Source organism: Pseudomonas sp. NPDC088414, from assembly GCF_044753325.1.
Classification (GTDB): Bacteria; Pseudomonadota; Gammaproteobacteria; order Pseudomonadales; family Pseudomonadaceae; genus Aquipseudomonas.
This window is the reverse complement of the sequence record NZ_JBIVMY010000008.1, coordinates 79425-97066: the sequence shown is the minus strand read 5'-3', so window position 1 is coordinate 97066 and position 17642 is coordinate 79425. Positions and strand designations below refer to the sequence as shown.

The window sequence follows — 17642 nt, the reverse complement described above, 5'->3', positions numbered from 1 at the left end:
GCGCATTATAGGGGGCGATAGTGGCTAAGTGATGCGTCATTTTTTTCGTCGTCAATCGCCCCCGTCGAGTGTGGACTGACCGGTGGGATGAGCGACGGGATTGAGCTAGCCTTGCCGGCCTGAGACTTAACCCACTGCGGAACATCAATGAATCAACTGCTGGCAATGCGCGCGTTTCGTTGCATCGTCGAGTGTCGCGGGTTCAGCGCCGCCGCCGAGCGCCTCGACACCACTCACTCGACCATCTCCCGGCAGTTGCAGCAGCTGGAAAGCGAGCTGGGCACGCGGCTGATCAACCGCAACACCCGGGGTTTCAGCCTGACCACGGCGGGGCAGCAGTATTATGCGGCGTGTGTGGACATTCTCGAACGCCTCGATCAGGCCGCGCTGGCGGTGGGCCAGGCACATGAGCGCCCCAGCGGTGTGCTGCGAATCAGCGCGCCGATGGTCATCGGTACGCTGGAGCTGGCAAGCTGGCTGCCGGCGTTTCAGCAGCGCTATCCCGAGATCGAGGTGGACCTGTCCTGCGATGACCGTTTCGTCGATCTGATCGCCGAGGGCTTTGATGTGGCGCTGCGCATCTGCGGGCCATTGGCCGATTCGTCCATGGTGGCGCGGTTGTTGACCGTTTCGGATTTGCTGCTGGTGGCTTCGCCTGTGTATGTGGCGCGCAACGGTCTGGTGCGTCAGGTGCGCGAACTCGTCGGGCAGCAGTTACTGGCGTTTGCCGGCGGCAGCGACTGGACGCTGACCGACGCGCGCGGGCTCACCACTGGTGTGCGCGTGCAGGGGCGGTTCAAGGCCGATTCGATCAGTTCGCTGCACGCCGCCGCGTTGGCCGGAGTCGGCATCGCCGCGTTCACCCGGGCCACCGTGCAGGACGATCTGCTCAGTGGCCGACTGGTGCAGATCCTGCCTAACTACAGCCTCGGCCAGCGTCACTATTACGCGCTCTATCCGCATGCCCGGCATGTGGCGCTGAAGGTGCAGGTGTTCGTCGAGTTCATGCTTGAGCACTACCGCAACACCGCCACAGCGTTGCGCTAAAACGCCACGAGACGTCGACAAAGCTTGAGTGACAGGCGTTCGAAGTGAACAATATGTAACTTCGCATTTCCATTTGAGACTCATTCATGACTGCCGCGTCCCGATTCCTGGCCTGGCTGGTGTTCCCTCTGTGCGCCCTGAGCAGCTTCAACCTGCTGGCCGACACCGTGGAGGGCGCCCCGCAGGCGCTGCACCTGCTCGATTACATCAGCGCCGATTACCCGCCGACAGTCGAGGCGGGCAAGGTCGTCGATGACGGCGAATACCGTGAGCAACTGGAGTTCACCCAGGTGCTGCAAGGGCTGATCGCAGGTCTGCCGGCCAAACCGGAGAAGGCTGCGCTGGAGCAGGGCGTCGAAGCGTTGCACGCGGCCATCAGCGCGAAGCAGGAGGGTTCCGAAGTCGCCCGTCAGGCCCGGCAGCTGGGGGCGAAACTGGCGGTGGCGTATGAAGTCAGCCAGGCGCCGATCATCACTCCCGATCCGACTCGGGGCGCGCCGCTGTACGCGCAGAACTGTTCGGTCTGTCATGGCGACACCGGTGTCGGCGACGGTCCGGCAGGCCTCGGCATGACGCCACCACCGGCCAATCTGCGCGATGCCGCACGCATCGATCATCTGAGCCTGTACGCGATCTACAGCACCCTCGGCCAGGGCGTCGAAGGCACCGACATGCCGGCCTTCGCCGATCAGCTGGACGACCGTCAGCGTTGGGATCTGGCGACCTACATCGCCGGTTTCAGTGCCGACCCGGCCTCAGCAAAGTCCGACAAGACCTTCAATATCGCCGATCTGGCGCGCCAGACGCCGGCCGAAGTGCAGGCCGCCGAAGGCCCGCAGGTCGCCGCAACCTTCCGCGCCCAACGCGCGCAGCCGCCGCAGGTCAAGCGCGGCCCTGCACAGTTGCTTGATTACACCGCCGCCACGCTGGACAAGAGTCTGGCGGCGTACCGCGCCGGCGATCACGATCAGGCCTATGACCTGTCGGTGGCGGCGTATCTGGAGGGCTTCGAACTGGTCGAAAGCTCGCTGGATAACGTTGACGCCAACGTGCGCAAGGACACCGAAAAATCGCTGATGGCCTACCGTCAGTCGTTGCAGGACGGCTTGCCGGTGGCGCAGGCCGAACAACGCCTGGACGCAGCCAAGGGCAAATTGAAAGAGTCTGCAGAACTGCTCGGCAGCGATGGCCTGAGCTGGTCGCTGAGTTTTATTTCCGGCCTGCTGATTCTGCTGCGCGAAGGCCTCGAAGCGATTCTGGTGCTGGCGGCGATCCTCGCGTTTCTGCGCAACACCGGCCAGCAGTCGGCGGTGCGCAGCGTCAACATCGGATGGGGACTGGCGCTGCTCGCCGGTCTGGGTACCTGGGCGCTGGCGGCGTATGTAATCGACGTCAGTGGCTCGCAGCGTGAACTGCTCGAAGGCGCCACGGCGCTGTTCGCCAGCGTCATGGTGCTGTGGCTCGGTGTATGGATGCACGACCGGCGGCACGCGGCGGCCTGGCAGGATTACATCAAGCAGAGTCTGGTGGGCGGCGGCGGGCGTTTCGGCTTTGCGATCCTCGCGTTCTTCTCGGTGTACCGCGAGCTGTTCGAAGTGATCCTGTTCTACGAAACCCTGTGGCTGCAGGCCGGTCCCGCCGGGCACGACGCGGTGCTGGCCGGTGGTGCGACCGCACTGGTGCTGCTGATCGGTCTGGCCTGGGTGATCCTGCGTGGCTCGGCGAAACTGCCGCTGGCGCTGTTTTTCAGCATCAACGCCGGGCTGCTCTGTGCGTTGTCGGTGGTGTTCGCCGGGCACGGCGTGAAAGCGCTGCAGGAAGCCGGGATCTTCGGCACGCGGCCGGTGGCGTTCTTTGAATTCGACTGGCTGGGGATCCATGCCGATGCCTATTCGCTGACGGCGCAGGCGGTGGCGATTCTGGCGATTGTTGTGCTGTACGGGCGGAGTCGGATCGCGGAGAAGAAGCGGGTCACTGCGTAACAGCATTCGCTGCGCTCACATTCGCGGGCAAGCCACGCTCCCACAGGTTTAGCGTTAACCTTGTGGGAGCGGGCTTGCCCGCGATGCTTTTAAGAAAAGGAAAAAATCATGCGTGTATGGATCGATGCCGATGCCTGCCCTCGGGCGGCCAAGGATCTGGTGGTGAAGTTCGCCCTCAAGCGCCGGTTCGAAGTGGTGCTGGTGGCCGGACAGCCGCAGACCAAGCCGGGGCTGGCCATCGTCAAACTGATCGTGGTGCCCAGCGGTCCGGATGCGGCGGACGATTACCTAGTCGAGCACGCGGTGCCCGGAGAGCTGGTGATCTGCAGCGATATTCCGCTGGCCGATCGTCTGGTGAAGAAGGGCGTGGCGGCGCTGGACCCACGGGGCAAGGAGTTCGACGCGCAAAACATGGGCGAGCGGCTGGCGGTGCGCAACCTGTTCACCGACCTGCGTGAACAGGGCCAGATCAGCGGCGGCCCGGCGCCGTTCGGCGAGCGTGAGAAGCAGGCGTTTGCCAATGCGCTGGACCGGATCCTCACGCGCCTTGCACGTCAGTCCTGAACCAAACAAAGATCCCCTGTAGGAGTGAGCCTGCTCGCGATAGCGGTAGGACATTCAACAGAGTTGTTGCCTGTACCACTGCCATCGCGAGCAGGCTCACTCCTACTTCAGATCGTGTCAGGCATCGTTCTCGTGGGTCAGTTCCAGAACGCGATCAACCAGTTTGTTGATCCCCGAAGCCGCCTCACTGATGTTCTGCGCCAGCATGTATGCCGGGGTGGTCACCAGTTTGCGCGCCTTGTCTTCGATGATGTCGCTCACCGCGCAGTCTTCGTGGCTGGCGCCCATCTTGTTCATCGCAGTGGCGGTATCGGCGTCATTGCCGATGGTGCAGGTCACGCCCGGGCCGTAGATTTTCGCTGCCAGCGCCGGCGAGATGCACATCAGCCCCACCGGTTTGCCCGCTTCAGCGAACGCTTCCGCCAAGGCCAGCACTTCAGGCTGCACGGTGCAGCCGGCGCCCTCGACGGCAAAGTTCGAGAGGTTCTTCGCTGCGCCAAAACCACCAGGCACGATCAGCGCGTCGAAGTCTTCGACGTCGGCCTCGCGGATGTCCTTGATGTTGCCGCGGGCAATGCGCGCCGACTCCACCAGCACGTTGCGCGTTTCGGGCATTTCTTCACCGGTGAGGTGATTGATCACATGCAATTGCACGATGTTCGGCGCGAAACACTGTACCTGCGCGCCGCGTTGATCGAGGCGCAGCAAGGTGATGACACTCTCGTGGATCTCGGCGCCGTCATACACGCCGCTGCCGGACAGGATCACTGCAACTTTTTTGCTCATGGGTTTCTCTCCAGATTCATGGCGCTAAATGTCCACTAATTTGTCGTGCGTTGCCATAGGGGAAAAGGGCGGCTACACCTAGGATCTGTCCATAGAATCCGACCGGGGCGCGCCATGGACTTCATTCTGTATGCAGTGCCGTTTTTCTTCGTGCTGATGGCCGCCGAGCTGCTTGTCGATCGTTGGCGCGGGACCAGCCACTATCGCCTCGCCGACTCGGTAAACAGTCTCAGCGCCGGGGTGTTGTCGACCACTACCGGACTGCTGACTAAAGGCGTCGGACTGCTGACGTATGCGTTTGCCCTGGAACATCTGTCGCTGCTCAGGCTGCCGGCGAACAGCCTCTGGGTCTGGGTGTTGGCCTTTGTCTTCTATGACTTCTGCTATTACTGGCTGCACCGCTTGGGCCACGAGCGCAACATCCTCTGGGCCGCGCACTCGGTGCATCACCAGAGCGAGGAGTACAACCTCTCCACGGCGTTGCGCCAGACCAGTACCGGGTTTCTGCTGGGCTGGATCTTCTATTTGCCGATGGCCGTGCTCGGCGTGCCGCTGCTGGTGTTCGTCAGTGTCGCGGCGATGAATCTGCTGTATCAGTTTTGGGTTCACACCCGGCACATTCCCAAGCTCGGCTGGTTCGAGTGGTTCTTCGTTACGCCATCCAATCATCGGGCCCACCATGCACAGAACGCTCTCTACATGGATCGCAACTACGGCGGGGTGTTCATTCTTTGGGATCGGCTGTTCGGCACGTTCCAGGAGGAGGACGACAAGGAACCGGTGATTTTCGGCGTGACCACGCCGCTGGCGAGCTGGAACCCGCTGTGGGCCAACGTGCAGTTCTATGCGCAGTTGTGGCACGACGCGCGCCGTGCCGAGAGCAAGTGGGACAAGCTGCGTATCTGGTTCATGCGCACCGGTTGGCGCCCGGCAGACGTCGCGGCCAAGTACCCGCTGAACAAACCCGACCTGAGCCGCTTCCGCAAATTCGAAGTGCTGCTCGACAGTCGTCGACAGTGCTATGTGGCGCTGCAGTTCTGCGTCTATATCGCGCTGGGCAGTTACCTGATGGGTCAGGCGCAGCATTTGCCAGTCGCAGCGTTGGTGCTGGGTTGGGGCGCGGTGGCGTGGGGTTTGTTTGCGCTGGGCGTGGCCCTGGAGAATCGCCCGTTAGCGTTGACGGTCGAGCTGCTGCGGCTGGGGTCGAACCTGCCGCTGGTGTGGCTGGCGCCGCTGGTGGGGCTATGGCCGGCCAGCCCGTTGGCCTGGGCTGGTTTGCTCGGTTACAGCCTGCTCAGCGGCATCGGGCTGTATGGCTGTCGCCAGCGCGTTACTCGGCTGGCGTCTTAGGTTCGGCGGGTTTGGTTTGCTCCGCTTGAAGCAGGTGCGCCGCTTTTGCGGCTTGCTCGTCGGCATAGACCTGCTTGGCCAGGCGCGCATTCTTGAAGCGGCGACGTAGCCACAGACCAACGCCAAGAATCAGCAGCGCGCCGAGCACCCACAGTTCGTACTTCTTGATGCTGCCGAGCATGCCCTCGAGCACCGCGCCGAAGTGGTAGGCGGCGGCCGCCAGCGCGGTGGCCCAGATTGCGGCGCCGATGCCGTTGAGCAGCAGATAACGTCCCGGCGGATAACCCGACAGGCCGATCGCCACCGGCATCACCGTGCGCAGGCCATAAACGAAGCGGAAGCTCAGGACCCAGATGTCCGGGTGCTTGCGGATGTGCTCCAGCGCGCGGTCGCCCATCATCTGCCAGCGCGGTTTGCGCGCGAGCAATTTGCGCCCGTGCTTGCGCCCCAGGAAGTACCACAGCTGATCGCCGGCATAGCTGCCGAAGAACGCCACGACCACCACCAGGTTGATGTCCATGTATCCACGGAACGCGAGGAAGCCTGCGAGCACCAGGATGGTTTCGCCTTCGAAGAACGTGCCGAGGAACAAGGCAAAGTAGCCAAAGTCATGCAGAAATTGTTGGAGCATTGTCTGGGTGCTGGCGAAATGAACGCGCAGCCTAACCCTTCGGACACATTCATGAAAGTGTCGAAATGTGTCTCGACGTGAACAATTCCTACGCTAACAATGGAATGCGGCTACATGTCACGGGGTACGCACAACTGTAATCTGTTGGTCATAATGGCCGTCTATAACTGTCACGCTCGCCCGTTTGCGCGGGCTCAGGAGTCTGCCGTGAGCTTTACCCCTGCCAATCGTCTGTTCCCCGCCACTCGCTTGCGTCGCAACCGTCGTGATGATTTTTCGCGTCGGCTGGTGCGGGAAAATGTGCTGACGGTCGATGACCTGATCCTGCCGGTGTTCGTGCTTGAGGGTGAAAACCGTCGCGAAGCCGTGGCCTCGATGCCCGGTGTCGAACGCCTGACCATCGACCTGCTGCTTGAAGAGGCGGCGCAATGGGTCGAGCTGGGGATTCCGGCGTTGGCGCTGTTCCCGGTCACGCCTGTCGAATTGAAATCCCTTGATGCTGCCGAAGCCTGGAACCCCGAGGGCATTGCCCAGCGCGCCACTCGCGCCTTGCGTGAGCGTTTTCCGGAGCTAGGCGTGATCACTGACGTCGCGCTCGATCCGTTCACCACTCACGGGCAGGACGGCATTCTCGACGAAGAAGGCTATGTGCAGAACGACATCACCGTCGACGCACTGGTCAAGCAGGCACTGTCCCACGCTGAAGCCGGTGCTCAGGTCGTGGCGCCGTCGGACATGATGGACGGGCGTATCCAGGCGATCCGCGAAGCACTGGAGATTGCCGGCCACGTCAACGTGCGGATCATGGCCTATTCGGCCAAGTACGCCAGTGCCTATTACGGGCCGTTTCGCGATGCGGTGGGGTCGGCAGCGAATCTGGGCAAGGCCAACAAGGCCTCGTATCAGATGGACCCGGCCAACAGCGACGAAGCGCTGCACGAAGTCGGCGCGGACTTGTCTGAAGGCGCGGACATGGTCATGGTCAAACCCGGCATGCCGTACCTGGACATTCTTTTCCGGGTAAAAGATGCCTTCAAAGTGCCGACCTTCGTCTATCAGGTTAGCGGCGAATACGCCATGCACATGGCGGCGATCCAGAATGGCTGGTTGAGCGAGGCGGTAATTCTTGAATCACTGACCGCCTTTAAACGTGCCGGCGCTGATGGCATCCTGACTTACTTTGCTGTCCGTGCCGCTCAATTGTTACGAGAGCAGAAATAGCCCTCCCAGGAACATTCGATGAATACCGAAGGACTCACTGAAGTTGCAGTAAAAGAAGCTCAACCGGTGGTGGAGCAAATCACCGAAACTCCGCCGGAACTCGAGCCTGCGCCACCCGCGCCGGTCACCGAAGCCGTCGCGGCGGCGCCGGTGATTGCGATCCCCGGGCTGGATGACAGCAGCCTGTACATCCACCGCGAGCTCTCGCAACTGCAATTCAACATCCGCGTGCTGGAACAGGCGCTGGACGAGTCCTATCCGTTGCTGGAGCGGCTGAAGTTCCTGCTGATCTTCTCCAGCAACCTCGACGAATTCTTTGAAATTCGCGTCGCTGGCCTGAAAAAGCAGATCACCTTCGCTCGCGAACAGGCCGGTGCCGACGGTCTGCAACCGCACCAGGCGCTGGCGCGGATCAGCGAGCTGGTGCACGGTCACGTTGACCGCCAGTACGCGATCCTCAACGACATCCTGCTGCCGGAGCTGGAAAAGCATCAGGTGCGCTTTATCCGTCGCCGTCACTGGACGACCAAGATCAAGACCTGGGTGCGCCGCTACTTCCGCGACGAGATCGCGCCGATCATCACCCCGATCGGCCTCGACCCGACGCACCCGTTCCCGTTGCTGGTGAACAAGAGCCTGAACTTCATCGTCGAACTGGAAGGCATCGACGCCTTCGGTCGCGATTCCGGTCTGGCGATCATCCCGGCACCGCGCCTGCTGCCGCGGATCATCAAGGTGCCGGAAGAAGTCGGCGGCCCGGGCGACAACTATGTGTTCCTGTCGTCGATGATCCACGCCCACGCCGATGACCTGTTCCAGGGCATGAAGGTCAAGGGTTGCTACCAGTTCCGCCTGACCCGAAACGCCGACCTGGCGCTCGACTCCGAAGACGTCGAAGACCTTGCGCGCGCTCTGCGTGGCGAACTGTTCTCGCGGCGCTACGGTGATGCGGTGCGTCTGGAAGTCGCCGACACCTGCCCGAAACACCTCTCGGACTATCTGCTCAAGCAGTTCAACCTGAGCGAGACCGAGCTGTATCAGGTCAACGGCCCGGTCAACCTGACCCGTCTGTTCAGCATCACCGGTCTGGACAGCCACCCGGAGCTGCAATACACGCCGTTCACCCCGCAGATCCCGAAACTGCTGCAGAACAGCGAGAACATTTTCAGCGTCGTCAGCAAGCAGGACATCCTGCTGCTGCACCCGTTCGAGTCGTTCACCCCGGTGGTCGATCTGCTGCGTCAGGCCGCCAAAGACCCGCATGTTCTGGCCGTACGCCAGACCCTGTATCGCTCCGGTGCCAACTCGGAAATCGTCGATGCGCTGGTGGACGCCGCGCGTAACGGCAAGGAAGTGACTGCGGTCATTGAACTGCGCGCACGCTTCGACGAAGAGTCCAACCTGCAACTGGCCAGCCGTCTGCAAGCGGCCGGTGCGGTGGTGATTTACGGCGTGGTCGGCTTCAAGACCCACGCCAAGATGATGCTGATCCTGCGTCGCGAGGCCGGTGAAATCGTGCGTTACGCGCATCTCGGTACCGGTAACTACCACGCCGGCAACGCCCGTCTGTACACCGACTACAGCCTGCTGACCTCCGACGATGCCTTGTGCGAAGACGTCGGCAAACTGTTCAGCCAGTTGATCGGCATGGGTAAAACCCTGCGCATGAAAAAGCTGCTGCATGCGCCGTTCACCCTGAAGAAAGGCATGCTCGACATGATTGCCCGGGAAACCCAGTTCGCCGTCGAAGGCAAACCGGCGCACATCATCGCCAAGTTCAACTCTCTGACCGATCCGAAGATCATTCGCGCGCTGTACAAGGCCAGCCAGTCCGGCGTGCGCATCGATCTGGTGGTGCGTGGCATGTGCTGCCTGCGTCCGGGCATCGCCGGGGTTTCGCACAACATCCATGTGCGCTCGATCATCGGTCGCTTCCTTGAACACACCCGAGTGTTCTACTTCCTCAACGGCGGCGAGGAGCAGATGTTCCTCTCCAGCGCCGACTGGATGGAGCGCAACCTCGACAAGCGCGTCGAGACTTGCTTCCCGGTGGAAGGCAAGAAGCTGCTGACCCGCGTCAAGAAAGAGCTGGAGCTGTACCTGACCGACAACACCCACAGCTGGAGCCTGCAGTCGGATGGCCGTTACATCCGCAACACGCCAACCGGCAACCAGAACCCGCGCAGTGCGCAGGCGACCTTGCTGGAACGTCTGGGCAGCCCGATTCTGCCGGTGAGCAGCTGATCTTCAGCCCAATAAAAAAGGCGATCCTTGCGGATCGCCTTTTTTGTGGCTGTCGTTCACCCACCTGTGGCGAGGGAGCTTGCTCCCGCTGGACTGCGCAGCAGGCCAATGCCTTCAAAGGAAGGGCCGCTTCGCGCCCCAGCGGGAGCAAGCTCCCTTGCCACAAGGTTATCAGTGGACTGTTAGCACGATGCCAACCCGCGTCAGCCAGTCGGCTTCGAGGCCAAAGTCGGCCTGGGTCAGCTGATTCTCATCCAGCCAGTTCTCCGGGAATTCCACGTCAAGGGTGTTGCCTTTGGCGTGCAGCGTCACTTGCGGCATCGCCTGGGTGCCACGGATGTGGTGGAACAGGATCGCGAAGCGCAGCAGCACGCACAGGCGGATCAGCTTGTCGCCGTCGTCACCGAACTCGGCGAACTTGTCTTTGGGGATATTGCGGCGATGGCCGCGCACCAGCAGGGCGAGCATTTGCTGGTCTTCGCGGGAGAAACCGGCAAGGTCCGAGTGCTCGATCAGGTAGGCGCCGTGCTTGTGATAGTGGTAATGCGCGATGTCGAGGCCGACTTCGTGGACCTTCGCCGCCCAACCGAGCAGTTCGCGCCAGATACCGTCATCCAGCTCCCAATCCACGGCCACTTGATCGAAGGCGTGCAGGGCTTTGCGTTCAACCCTGGCCGCTTGTTCCAGATCGACGTGATAACGCTCCATCAGCGAAGTCAGAGTGCGCTCGCGCACGTCTTCGTGATGATGGCGGCCGAGCAGGTCGTAGAGCACGCCTTCACGCAGCGCGCCTTCGCAATGATCCATGCGTTGCAGTTCGAGGGCGTCGAAGATCGCCTCGAGAATTGCCAGGCCTGCCGGGAAGATCGCGCGACGGTCAGGCTTGATGCCTTCGAAGTCGATCTTGTCGACATCCCCCAGTTTGAACAACCGGCGCTTGAGCCACGCCAGGCCTTCGGCATTCACTTCACCGGTGCCATGCCCGCCGGCCTTCAGCGCCAGGCCGATGGCGCGGATGGTGCCCGAGGAGCCGATGGCTTCATCCCACGTCAGGCGGTGCAGGGCGTGCTCGATGCTCATGATCTCCAGCCGCGCCGCGGTGTAGGCCTGAGCGTAACGGGCCGGAGTGATCTTGCCGTCCTTGAAGTAGCGCTGAGTGAAGCTGACGCAGCCCATCTGCAGGCTTTCGCGCAACAACGGTTCGAATCGCTGCCCGATGATGAATTCGGTACTGCCGCCGCCGATGTCGGCCACCAGACGCTTGCCCGGGGTGTCGGCGAGGGTGTGCGAAACGCCCAGATAAATAAGGCGGGCCTCTTCACGGCCGGAGATGACTTCCACCGGATGGCCGAGGATTTCTTCGGCGCGGTGGATGAATTCGAGACGGTTGCGCGCTTCGCGCAGGGCGTTGGTGCCGACGATCCGCACGGCGCCCAAGGGCATGCCGTTGATCAGTTGGGCAAAACGCTTGAGGCAGTCGAGGCCGCGCTGCATCGATTCTTCGTTGAGATGGCGCTCATCGTCGATGCCGGCGGCGAGCTGCACTTTCTCTCCGAGGCGTTCCAGGATACGGATCTCACCGTTCTGGGCCTTGGCCACGACCATGTGAAAGCTGTTGGAGCCCAGGTCGATTGCGGCGATCAGGGACAGATTCTTGGCTTTGGATTGCGGCATGGTCAGGGGGTCTCGGTCGATAACCCCGCCATCGTGCCACGATCAAACGCTGACGCCAACGCGCATGGCTCAAACCCTTGATCCAACACAGCTTCTGTGGCGAGGGAGCTTGCTCCCGCTGGGCAGCGAAGCGGCCCTGAAGCCATTCACCTTGCGATTCAGGTAAATCGCGGTCGGCGGGTTTCACGACTGCTGCGCAGCCGAGCGGGAGCAAGCTCCCTCGCCACAGAAGATGTGCAGGATCAGTTGGCGGCTTCGACGGTACCAATGAAATTCGCCAGCTCCGCCGTCTGCGGATTGGCAAACAACACCTTCGGATCCCCCACTTCATGCACCTTGCCATGGTGCATGAACACCAGCTTGTCGCCGACTTCCCGGGCAAAGCGCATTTCGTGGGTGACCATGATCAGCGTCATGCCTTCCCTGGCCAGTTGGCGCACCACGGCCAGCACTTCATTGACCAGTTCCGGGTCCAGCGCCGAGGTGATTTCGTCGCACAGCAGCACTTTCGGCGACATCGCCAGCGCCCGGGCAATCGCCACCCGCTGTTGCTGCCCACCGGAAAGTCGATCCGGGAAGGCATCGAACTTCTCCCCCAGCCCGACGCGTTCCAACATCTTGCGCGCCAGTTCGGCCGCCTTGGCCTTCGATACTTTCTGCACCACTTGCGGCGCGAGCATCACGTTCTCGCCCACGGTCAGGTGCGGGAACAGGTTGAACTGCTGGAACACCATGCCGACTTTCTGCCGCAGGCTGCGCAGGTCGGCGCGGGCGGCGTCGAGGTATTCGCCATCGACTTCGATTACTCCGTCGTTGATCGACTCCAGGCCGTTGAGGGTGCGCAGCAGGGTCGATTTACCCGAGCCGCTGCGGCCGATGATCGCCACCACCTGGCCTTCCTCGACGCTCAGGTCGATGCCTTTGAGCACGTGGTGGTCGCCGTAGTATTTATGCAGGGCGGAAATTCTAAGCAGAGGCATGCAGTCTCCTTTCCAGGTAGCGCGCACTGAGCGACAAGGGGTAGCAGAGCAGGAAGTAGCCGAGGGCGACGAGGCCGTAGACCATGAACGGTTCGAAGGTGGCGTTGGCGAGCATGCCGCCGGTCTTGGTCAGCTCGGTGAAGCCGATGATCGAGGTCACCGCCGTGCCTTTCACCACTTGCACCGAGAAACCCACGGTCGGCGCCACGGCGATGCGCAGCGCCTGCGGCAGGATCACGTAGCGCAACTGCTCCAGCGGATTCAGCGCCAGGCTCGACGAGGCTTCCCATTGGCCATACGGGATCGCTTCGACGCAACCGCGCCAGATCTCCGCCAGATAAGCGCTGGTAAACAGGGTCAGGGCAATCGCCGCCGCCACCCACGGCGAGATTTCGATCCCGGCCAGCGCCACGCCGAAGAACACCAGAAACAGCTGCATCAGCAACGGTGTGCCCTGGAACAGCTCGATCCAGGTGCGGGCGATATTGCTCGGTAACGGGTTTTTCGAGATGCGCATGATCAGAATCAGCAGCCCGACAATGCCGCCACCGATGAACGCGACCAGCGACAGCGCCAGCGTCCATTGCAGGCCGGTGAGCAGGTTGCGCAGGATGTCCCAGAAGGTGAAGTCGCTCATCGGCTGCTCCTTGCGATATAGCGGCGACCGACCCAGTTCAGCAACTGGCGGATCAGCAGCGCCATGCACAGGTAGATCAGCGTGGTCAGCGCATAGGTTTCAAAGGCGCGGAAATTGCGCGACTGAATGAAGTTGGCAGCGAAACTCAACTCTTCGGTGGCGATCTGCGAACACACCGCCGAGCCGAGCATGACGATGATGATCTGGCTGCTCAGGGCCGGCCAGACCTTGCCCAGCGCCGGCAGCAGGATCACGTGTCGGAACGCTTCGAAACGGCTCATCGCCAGTGCGGCGGCGGCTTCCAGTTGGCCGCGCGGAATCGCCTGGATGCCGGCGCGGATGATCTCGGTCGAGTACGCGCCGAGGTTGATCACCATCGCCAGCACTGCCGCCTGCCACTCGGAAATCTGCACCCCGAGCGACGGCAGGCCGAAGAAGATGAAGAACAACTGCACCAGGAACGGCGTGTTGCGGATCAACTCCACGTAGACGCCGAAGAGTGCCGAGAACGGGCGGATGTTCCACGCTCGCACCAGCGCGCCGATGATGCCCACGCCGACCCCGAACAGTGCACCAATGGCCGTCAGCTCCAGGGTGAACAGGGCGCCGCGCAGCAGCAGGTCGGTGTTTTGCAGCACCGGCATGAAATCGAACTGATAAGCCATCGATTGTCTCCCGCGCGCCCGATCAGAGATCGGCCGGCAGTGGCTCCTTGAGCCAGGTCTGCGAGTTTTTCTCCAGCGCGCCATCAGCCTTGGCGGTGGCGAGGATCTCGTTGACCTTGCCCAGCAGCGCCGGCTCGTTCTTGTTCACGCCGACGTAGACCGGCGAATCCTTGAGCTTCACTTTCAGCGCCGGTACGCGTTTCGGGTTCTTCTCGCTGATCGCCACCATCACCACGTTGCCGCTGGCGATCAGGTCGACCTGGCCGGCAAGGTAGGCGGCGATGGTCGAGTTGTTGTCTTCGAAGCGCTTGATGGTCACGCCTTCGGGGGCGACCTTGGTCAGCTCGATGTCTTCGATGGCGCCACGGGTGACGCTGACGGTTTTGCCCTTGAGGTCGTCGAGCGTCGTGATTGCGGCATCAGGCGGGCCGAACACCGCGAGATAGAACGGCGCGTAAGCGTGGGAGAAGTCGATGACTTTCTCGCGCTCCGGGTTCTTGCCCAGGCTGGAGATCACCAGATCGACCTTGCCGGTGGTGAGGAACGGGATGCGATTGGTGCTGTTGACCGGGGTCAGTTCGAGTTTGACCTTGAGTTGCTCGGCCAGCAGTTTTGCCGTGTCGATGTCCAGACCACGGGGTTTCATGTCCGGGCCGACCGAGCCGAACGGCGGGAAGTCCTGAGGCACGGCGACTTTCAGTGTGCCGCGTTTGACCACGTCGCCCAGACCGTCGGCATGGGCGGGGGCCTGGCTCAGCATCAGGCTGGCAAACAGGGCGGTGAGGAGGGCGCTGTAACGCTGGGTCATGGACAATCTCCGGATCGGCGGGAAGTGATTTCTGCGATCGGACAGAGCATGCGTCGTGCCAAGACGTGGCTTTCGCCGCGGCGGGCCGCGGTTTCAGCGGGTTTGTTCGGTCTTACTGGTCTGAACAGTCAGGTTGTTTTTCGCACTGCGATAGCGCATCGGTCCCGTTCACCGAACCCCGCTGGGGCATGACTTGCCGGACTCGGCGAATAGCTTTACAACTAGCCGCACCTTGGCCTGACGCGTCTGAAAAACCATGAATTCGATCTCCCGCGCCGTACCCGAAGTGGCGCTGCAAGCGATCCGCAAACTGATCACCGAGCAAGGTTTCGGCGCGGGCGATGCGTTGCCCTCGCAACGGGATCTGGCGCTGCAACTGGGGGTCAGCCGGGCGTCTTTGCGTGAGGCGTTGTCGTCGCTCAGTGCGCTGGGCGTGGTCAGCATCCAGCCGGGCAAAGGCGTATTCGTGCAGGCGCCGGTGGAACTTGCCCACGGTGAAAATGCGCCGGGCTGGCCGTTTGCGGCGCAGGCTTCGCCGCTGGACATCTTTCAGTTGCGCTATGCGCTGGAGGGTTTTGCCGCCGGGCTGGCAGCGGTGACCCTGAGCACGTTCGACCTGGATGCGCTGGAGGACAACGTCGCGGCGATGCGCGAGCAATTGAAGGCCGGCGATTTCGAGGCGGCGGCGAAACTCGACTTCGAATTCCACCGGCGCATCCTGCTGGCCAGCGGCAATCAGGCGATGCTGAGCATCCTCACCGCCAGCGCCGAGATCTTTCTGGAGAGCCAGAAGCTACCGTTCATCCGCGCCGAGCGGGCGATGGAAACCTGGCAGGAGCACCGCAAGATCCTTCGTGCGCTGGCGCGCCGGGCATCCGCTGCGGCCCAGAAGGCCATGCAGGAACACGTGCGCAACGCCGCCCTGCGCACCGGAATTTCCTTCATTGCCCCTGCCACGGCGTGACTTGGGCTATACCCAAACTCATCGAGTGCCATAGCAAGACTCAATCAACTGCGGCTTCCTGAACAAGGGAAGGGCGGCTATGATGGGCCACGTTTTTTTGCTTACAACCTGGAGAATTCCATGAGCAGCGATCTTATCAAACACGTTAGCGACGCCAGCTTCGAAGCCGACGTACTCAAGGCCGAAGGCGCTGTACTGGTCGACTACTGGGCTGAATGGTGCGGCCCTTGCAAAATGATCGCTCCGGTTCTGGACGAGATTGCCGAGACTTACAAAGGCAAGCTGACCGTTGCCAAACTGAACATCGACGAAAACCAGGAAACCCCGGCCAAGCACGGCGTGCGTGGTATCCCGACGCTGATGCTGTTCAAGAACGGCAACGTTGAAGCGACCAAAGTCGGCGCCCTGTCGAAGTCGCAACTGGCTGCTTTCCTCGACGCCAACATCTAAGCGTCGCAGTAAATCGCCGAAAAAAAGCCTCGCAATTTGCGGGGCTTTTTGCGTATTCAGGGCTAGACGCTCCGAAACTCAGGTGGTACATTCGGCCCCGCACTGGTTTCTCCACTGCCCCCTGCTAGCCGTCGCCGACGCACTCCTTTTCGAACAAGTTCGCGATCCTGTCGCCTTCTCCGCGGCGCGGCCTCATTAAGCCAAAAGCTTAATTTCCCCCCCTCCATAAATGATTACGTCATTCCTATATGAATCTGACTGAACTCAAGCAAAAGCCGATTACCGAACTGCTCGAATTGGCCGAACAGATGGGCATAGAAAATATGGCCCGTTCGCGCAAGCAGGACGTGATTTTCTCCCTGCTGAAAAAGCACGCGAAAAGCGGCGAGGAAATCTCCGGTGATGGCGTGCTGGAGATTCTCCAGGACGGCTTCGGCTTCCTGCGCTCCGCTGACGCTTCCTACCTGGCCGGCCCGGACGATATCTACGTCTCGCCGAGCCAGATCCGTCGTTTCAACTTGCGCACCGGTGACACCATCGTTGGCAAGATCCGCCCTCCGAAGGAAGGCGAGCGTTACTTCGCTCTGCTCAAGGTCGACACGATCAACTTCGATCGTCCGGAGAACGCGAAGAACAAGATTCTCTTCGAGAACCTGACCCCGCTGTTCCCGACCGTGCGCATGAAGATGGAAGCCGGTAACGGTTCCACCGAAGACCTGACCGGTCGAGTGATCGACCTGTGCGCCCCGATCGGCAAAGGCCAGCGTGGCCTGATCGTTGCACCGCCGAAAGCCGGTAAAACGATCATGCTGCAGAACATCGCCGCGAACATCGCACGTAACAATCCTGAAGTTCACCTGATCGTGCTGTTGATCGACGAACGTCCGGAAGAAGTGACCGAAATGCAGCGCACCGTGCGCGGCGAAGTGGTTGCCTCGACCTTCGACGAGCCGCCGACCCGTCACGTGCAGGTTGCCGAAATGGTGATCGAGAAGGCCAAGCGCCTGGTCGAACACAAGAAGGACGTGGTGATTCTGCTCGACTCCATCACCCGTCTGGCCCGTGCCTACAACACCGTGATTCCGAGCTCCGGCAAGGTGCTGACCGGTGGTGTCGATGCTCACGCCCTGGAGAAACCGAAGCGTTTCTTCGGTGCGGCGCGCAACATCGAAGAAGGCGGCTCGTTGACCATCATCGCCACCGCGCTGGTTGAAACCGGCTCGAAGATGGACGAAGTGATCTACGAAGAGTTCAAGGGTACCGGCAACATGGAACTGCCGCTGGATCGCAAGATCGCCGAGAAGCGTGTGTTCCCTGCGATCAACATCAACCGTTCCGGCACCCGCCGCGAAGAGTTGCTGACTGCCGACGACGAACTGCAGCGCATGTGGATTCTGCGCAAGCTGCTGCACCCGATGGACGAAGTGGCTGCCATCGAGTTCCTGGTCGACAAGCTGAAAACGACCAAGACCAACGACGAGTTCTTCCTGTCGATGAAGCGCAAGTAACATCGCCGGTTGCACCGATAAAAAGGGCGCCCCTTGCGGGGCGCCCTTTTTTTGCCTGAATTTTGTCCGGATTATGGGAGGTTCCCGATCTGGTAAGGTCTGTGATCGGGCAACTCAACAAACAGTGCTCG

General features: G+C 61.5%; 16 protein-coding genes. 9 read left to right on the top strand and 7 right to left on the bottom strand.

The features are described from left to right. Positions 1-147 precede the first annotated feature (147 nt). From ACIP8I_RS10620 to ACIP8I_RS10610, 3 genes are all read left to right on the top strand, one after another. Positions 148-1047 (top strand): LysR family transcriptional regulator, encoded by a 900-nt coding sequence (locus ACIP8I_RS10620; protein WP_400760843.1) that lies wholly within the window; start codon positions 148-150, stop codon positions 1045-1047. 86 nt (positions 1048-1133) lie between these two features. Beyond that, complete coding sequence (locus tag ACIP8I_RS10615; RefSeq protein WP_400760840.1) at positions 1134-3029, top strand: FTR1 family protein; 1896 nt, start codon at positions 1134-1136, stop codon at positions 3027-3029. A 108-nt stretch (positions 3030-3137) separates the two neighbouring features. Beyond that, complete coding sequence (locus tag ACIP8I_RS10610) at positions 3138-3593, top strand: YaiI/YqxD family protein (protein ID WP_400760838.1); 456 nt, start codon at positions 3138-3140, stop codon at positions 3591-3593. Positions 3594-3710: 117 nt separating this feature from the next. Here ACIP8I_RS10610 and elbB read toward each other — a convergent pair whose 3' ends face one another. Next, positions 3711-4379, bottom strand: coding sequence for an isoprenoid biosynthesis glyoxalase ElbB (gene elbB, locus ACIP8I_RS10605; RefSeq protein WP_400760835.1), 669 nt, complete (start codon positions 4377-4379; stop codon positions 3711-3713). Between the two features lie 114 nt (positions 4380-4493). Here elbB and ACIP8I_RS10600 point away from each other — a divergent pair, with 114 nt between their 5' ends. Then, complete coding sequence (locus ACIP8I_RS10600) at positions 4494-5729, top strand: sterol desaturase family protein (RefSeq protein ID WP_400760833.1); 1236 nt, start codon at positions 4494-4496, stop codon at positions 5727-5729. On the opposite strand, the gene ACIP8I_RS10595 is transcribed toward ACIP8I_RS10600, so the two are convergent. Continuing rightward, on the bottom strand, positions 5710-6360 hold the full coding sequence (locus ACIP8I_RS10595; RefSeq protein ID WP_007968447.1) for a DedA family protein: 651 nt from the start codon (positions 6358-6360) through the stop codon (positions 5710-5712). The two genes, ACIP8I_RS10600 and ACIP8I_RS10595, sit on opposite strands and share 20 nt — an antisense overlap. Before the next feature lie 207 nt (positions 6361-6567). Here ACIP8I_RS10595 and hemB point away from each other — a divergent pair, with 207 nt between their 5' ends. Next, a complete protein-coding gene (gene hemB / locus ACIP8I_RS10590; RefSeq protein ID WP_367086153.1) occupies positions 6568-7581 on the top strand; it encodes a porphobilinogen synthase in 1014 nt (337 codons plus the stop codon). Positions 7582-7599: 18 nt separating this feature from the next. Next, a complete protein-coding gene (gene ppk1, locus ACIP8I_RS10585) occupies positions 7600-9825 on the top strand; it encodes a polyphosphate kinase 1 (RefSeq protein ID WP_041072035.1) in 2226 nt (741 codons plus the stop codon). A gap of 171 nt (positions 9826-9996) precedes the next feature. On the opposite strand, the gene ppx is transcribed toward ppk1, so the two are convergent. The 5 genes from ppx to ACIP8I_RS10560 form a co-directional block, all read right to left on the bottom strand. Then, on the bottom strand, positions 9997-11499 hold the full coding sequence (gene ppx, locus ACIP8I_RS10580; protein WP_400760829.1) for an exopolyphosphatase: 1503 nt from the start codon (positions 11497-11499) through the stop codon (positions 9997-9999). 242 nt (positions 11500-11741) lie between these two features. Continuing rightward, positions 11742-12479: an amino acid ABC transporter ATP-binding protein gene (locus ACIP8I_RS10575; RefSeq protein WP_400760826.1), complete on the bottom strand. Its 738-nt coding sequence runs from the start codon at positions 12477-12479 to the stop codon at positions 11742-11744. Further along, positions 12466-13116 (bottom strand): amino acid ABC transporter permease, encoded by a 651-nt coding sequence (locus ACIP8I_RS10570; protein WP_400760824.1) that lies wholly within the window; start codon positions 13114-13116, stop codon positions 12466-12468. Before ACIP8I_RS10570 ends, ACIP8I_RS10575 begins: the two co-directional genes overlap by 14 nt. Further along, positions 13113-13781, bottom strand: coding sequence for an amino acid ABC transporter permease (locus ACIP8I_RS10565; protein ID WP_400760822.1), 669 nt, complete (start codon positions 13779-13781; stop codon positions 13113-13115). The genes ACIP8I_RS10570 and ACIP8I_RS10565 overlap by 4 nt, the downstream gene beginning before the upstream one ends. A 22-nt stretch (positions 13782-13803) precedes the next feature. Next, positions 13804-14589 (bottom strand): transporter substrate-binding domain-containing protein, encoded by a 786-nt coding sequence (locus ACIP8I_RS10560; protein WP_400760820.1) that lies wholly within the window; start codon positions 14587-14589, stop codon positions 13804-13806. Positions 14590-14845: 256 nt separating this feature from the next. Between ACIP8I_RS10560 and ACIP8I_RS10555 the strand changes: the two genes are divergently transcribed. The 3 genes from ACIP8I_RS10555 to rho all read left to right on the top strand — a co-directional run bounded on the left by ACIP8I_RS10555 (position 14846) and on the right by rho (position 17511). Continuing rightward, on the top strand, positions 14846-15553 hold the full coding sequence (locus ACIP8I_RS10555) for a FadR/GntR family transcriptional regulator (protein WP_400760818.1): 708 nt from the start codon (positions 14846-14848) through the stop codon (positions 15551-15553). A gap of 120 nt (positions 15554-15673) precedes the next feature. Beyond that, positions 15674-16003, top strand: coding sequence for a thioredoxin TrxA (gene trxA, locus ACIP8I_RS10550; RefSeq protein WP_003206727.1), 330 nt, complete (start codon positions 15674-15676; stop codon positions 16001-16003). Between the two features lie 248 nt (positions 16004-16251). Beyond that, on the top strand, positions 16252-17511 hold the full coding sequence (gene rho / locus ACIP8I_RS10545; protein ID WP_003229334.1) for a transcription termination factor Rho: 1260 nt from the start codon (positions 16252-16254) through the stop codon (positions 17509-17511). The last annotated feature ends 131 nt before the right edge of the window (positions 17512-17642 follow it).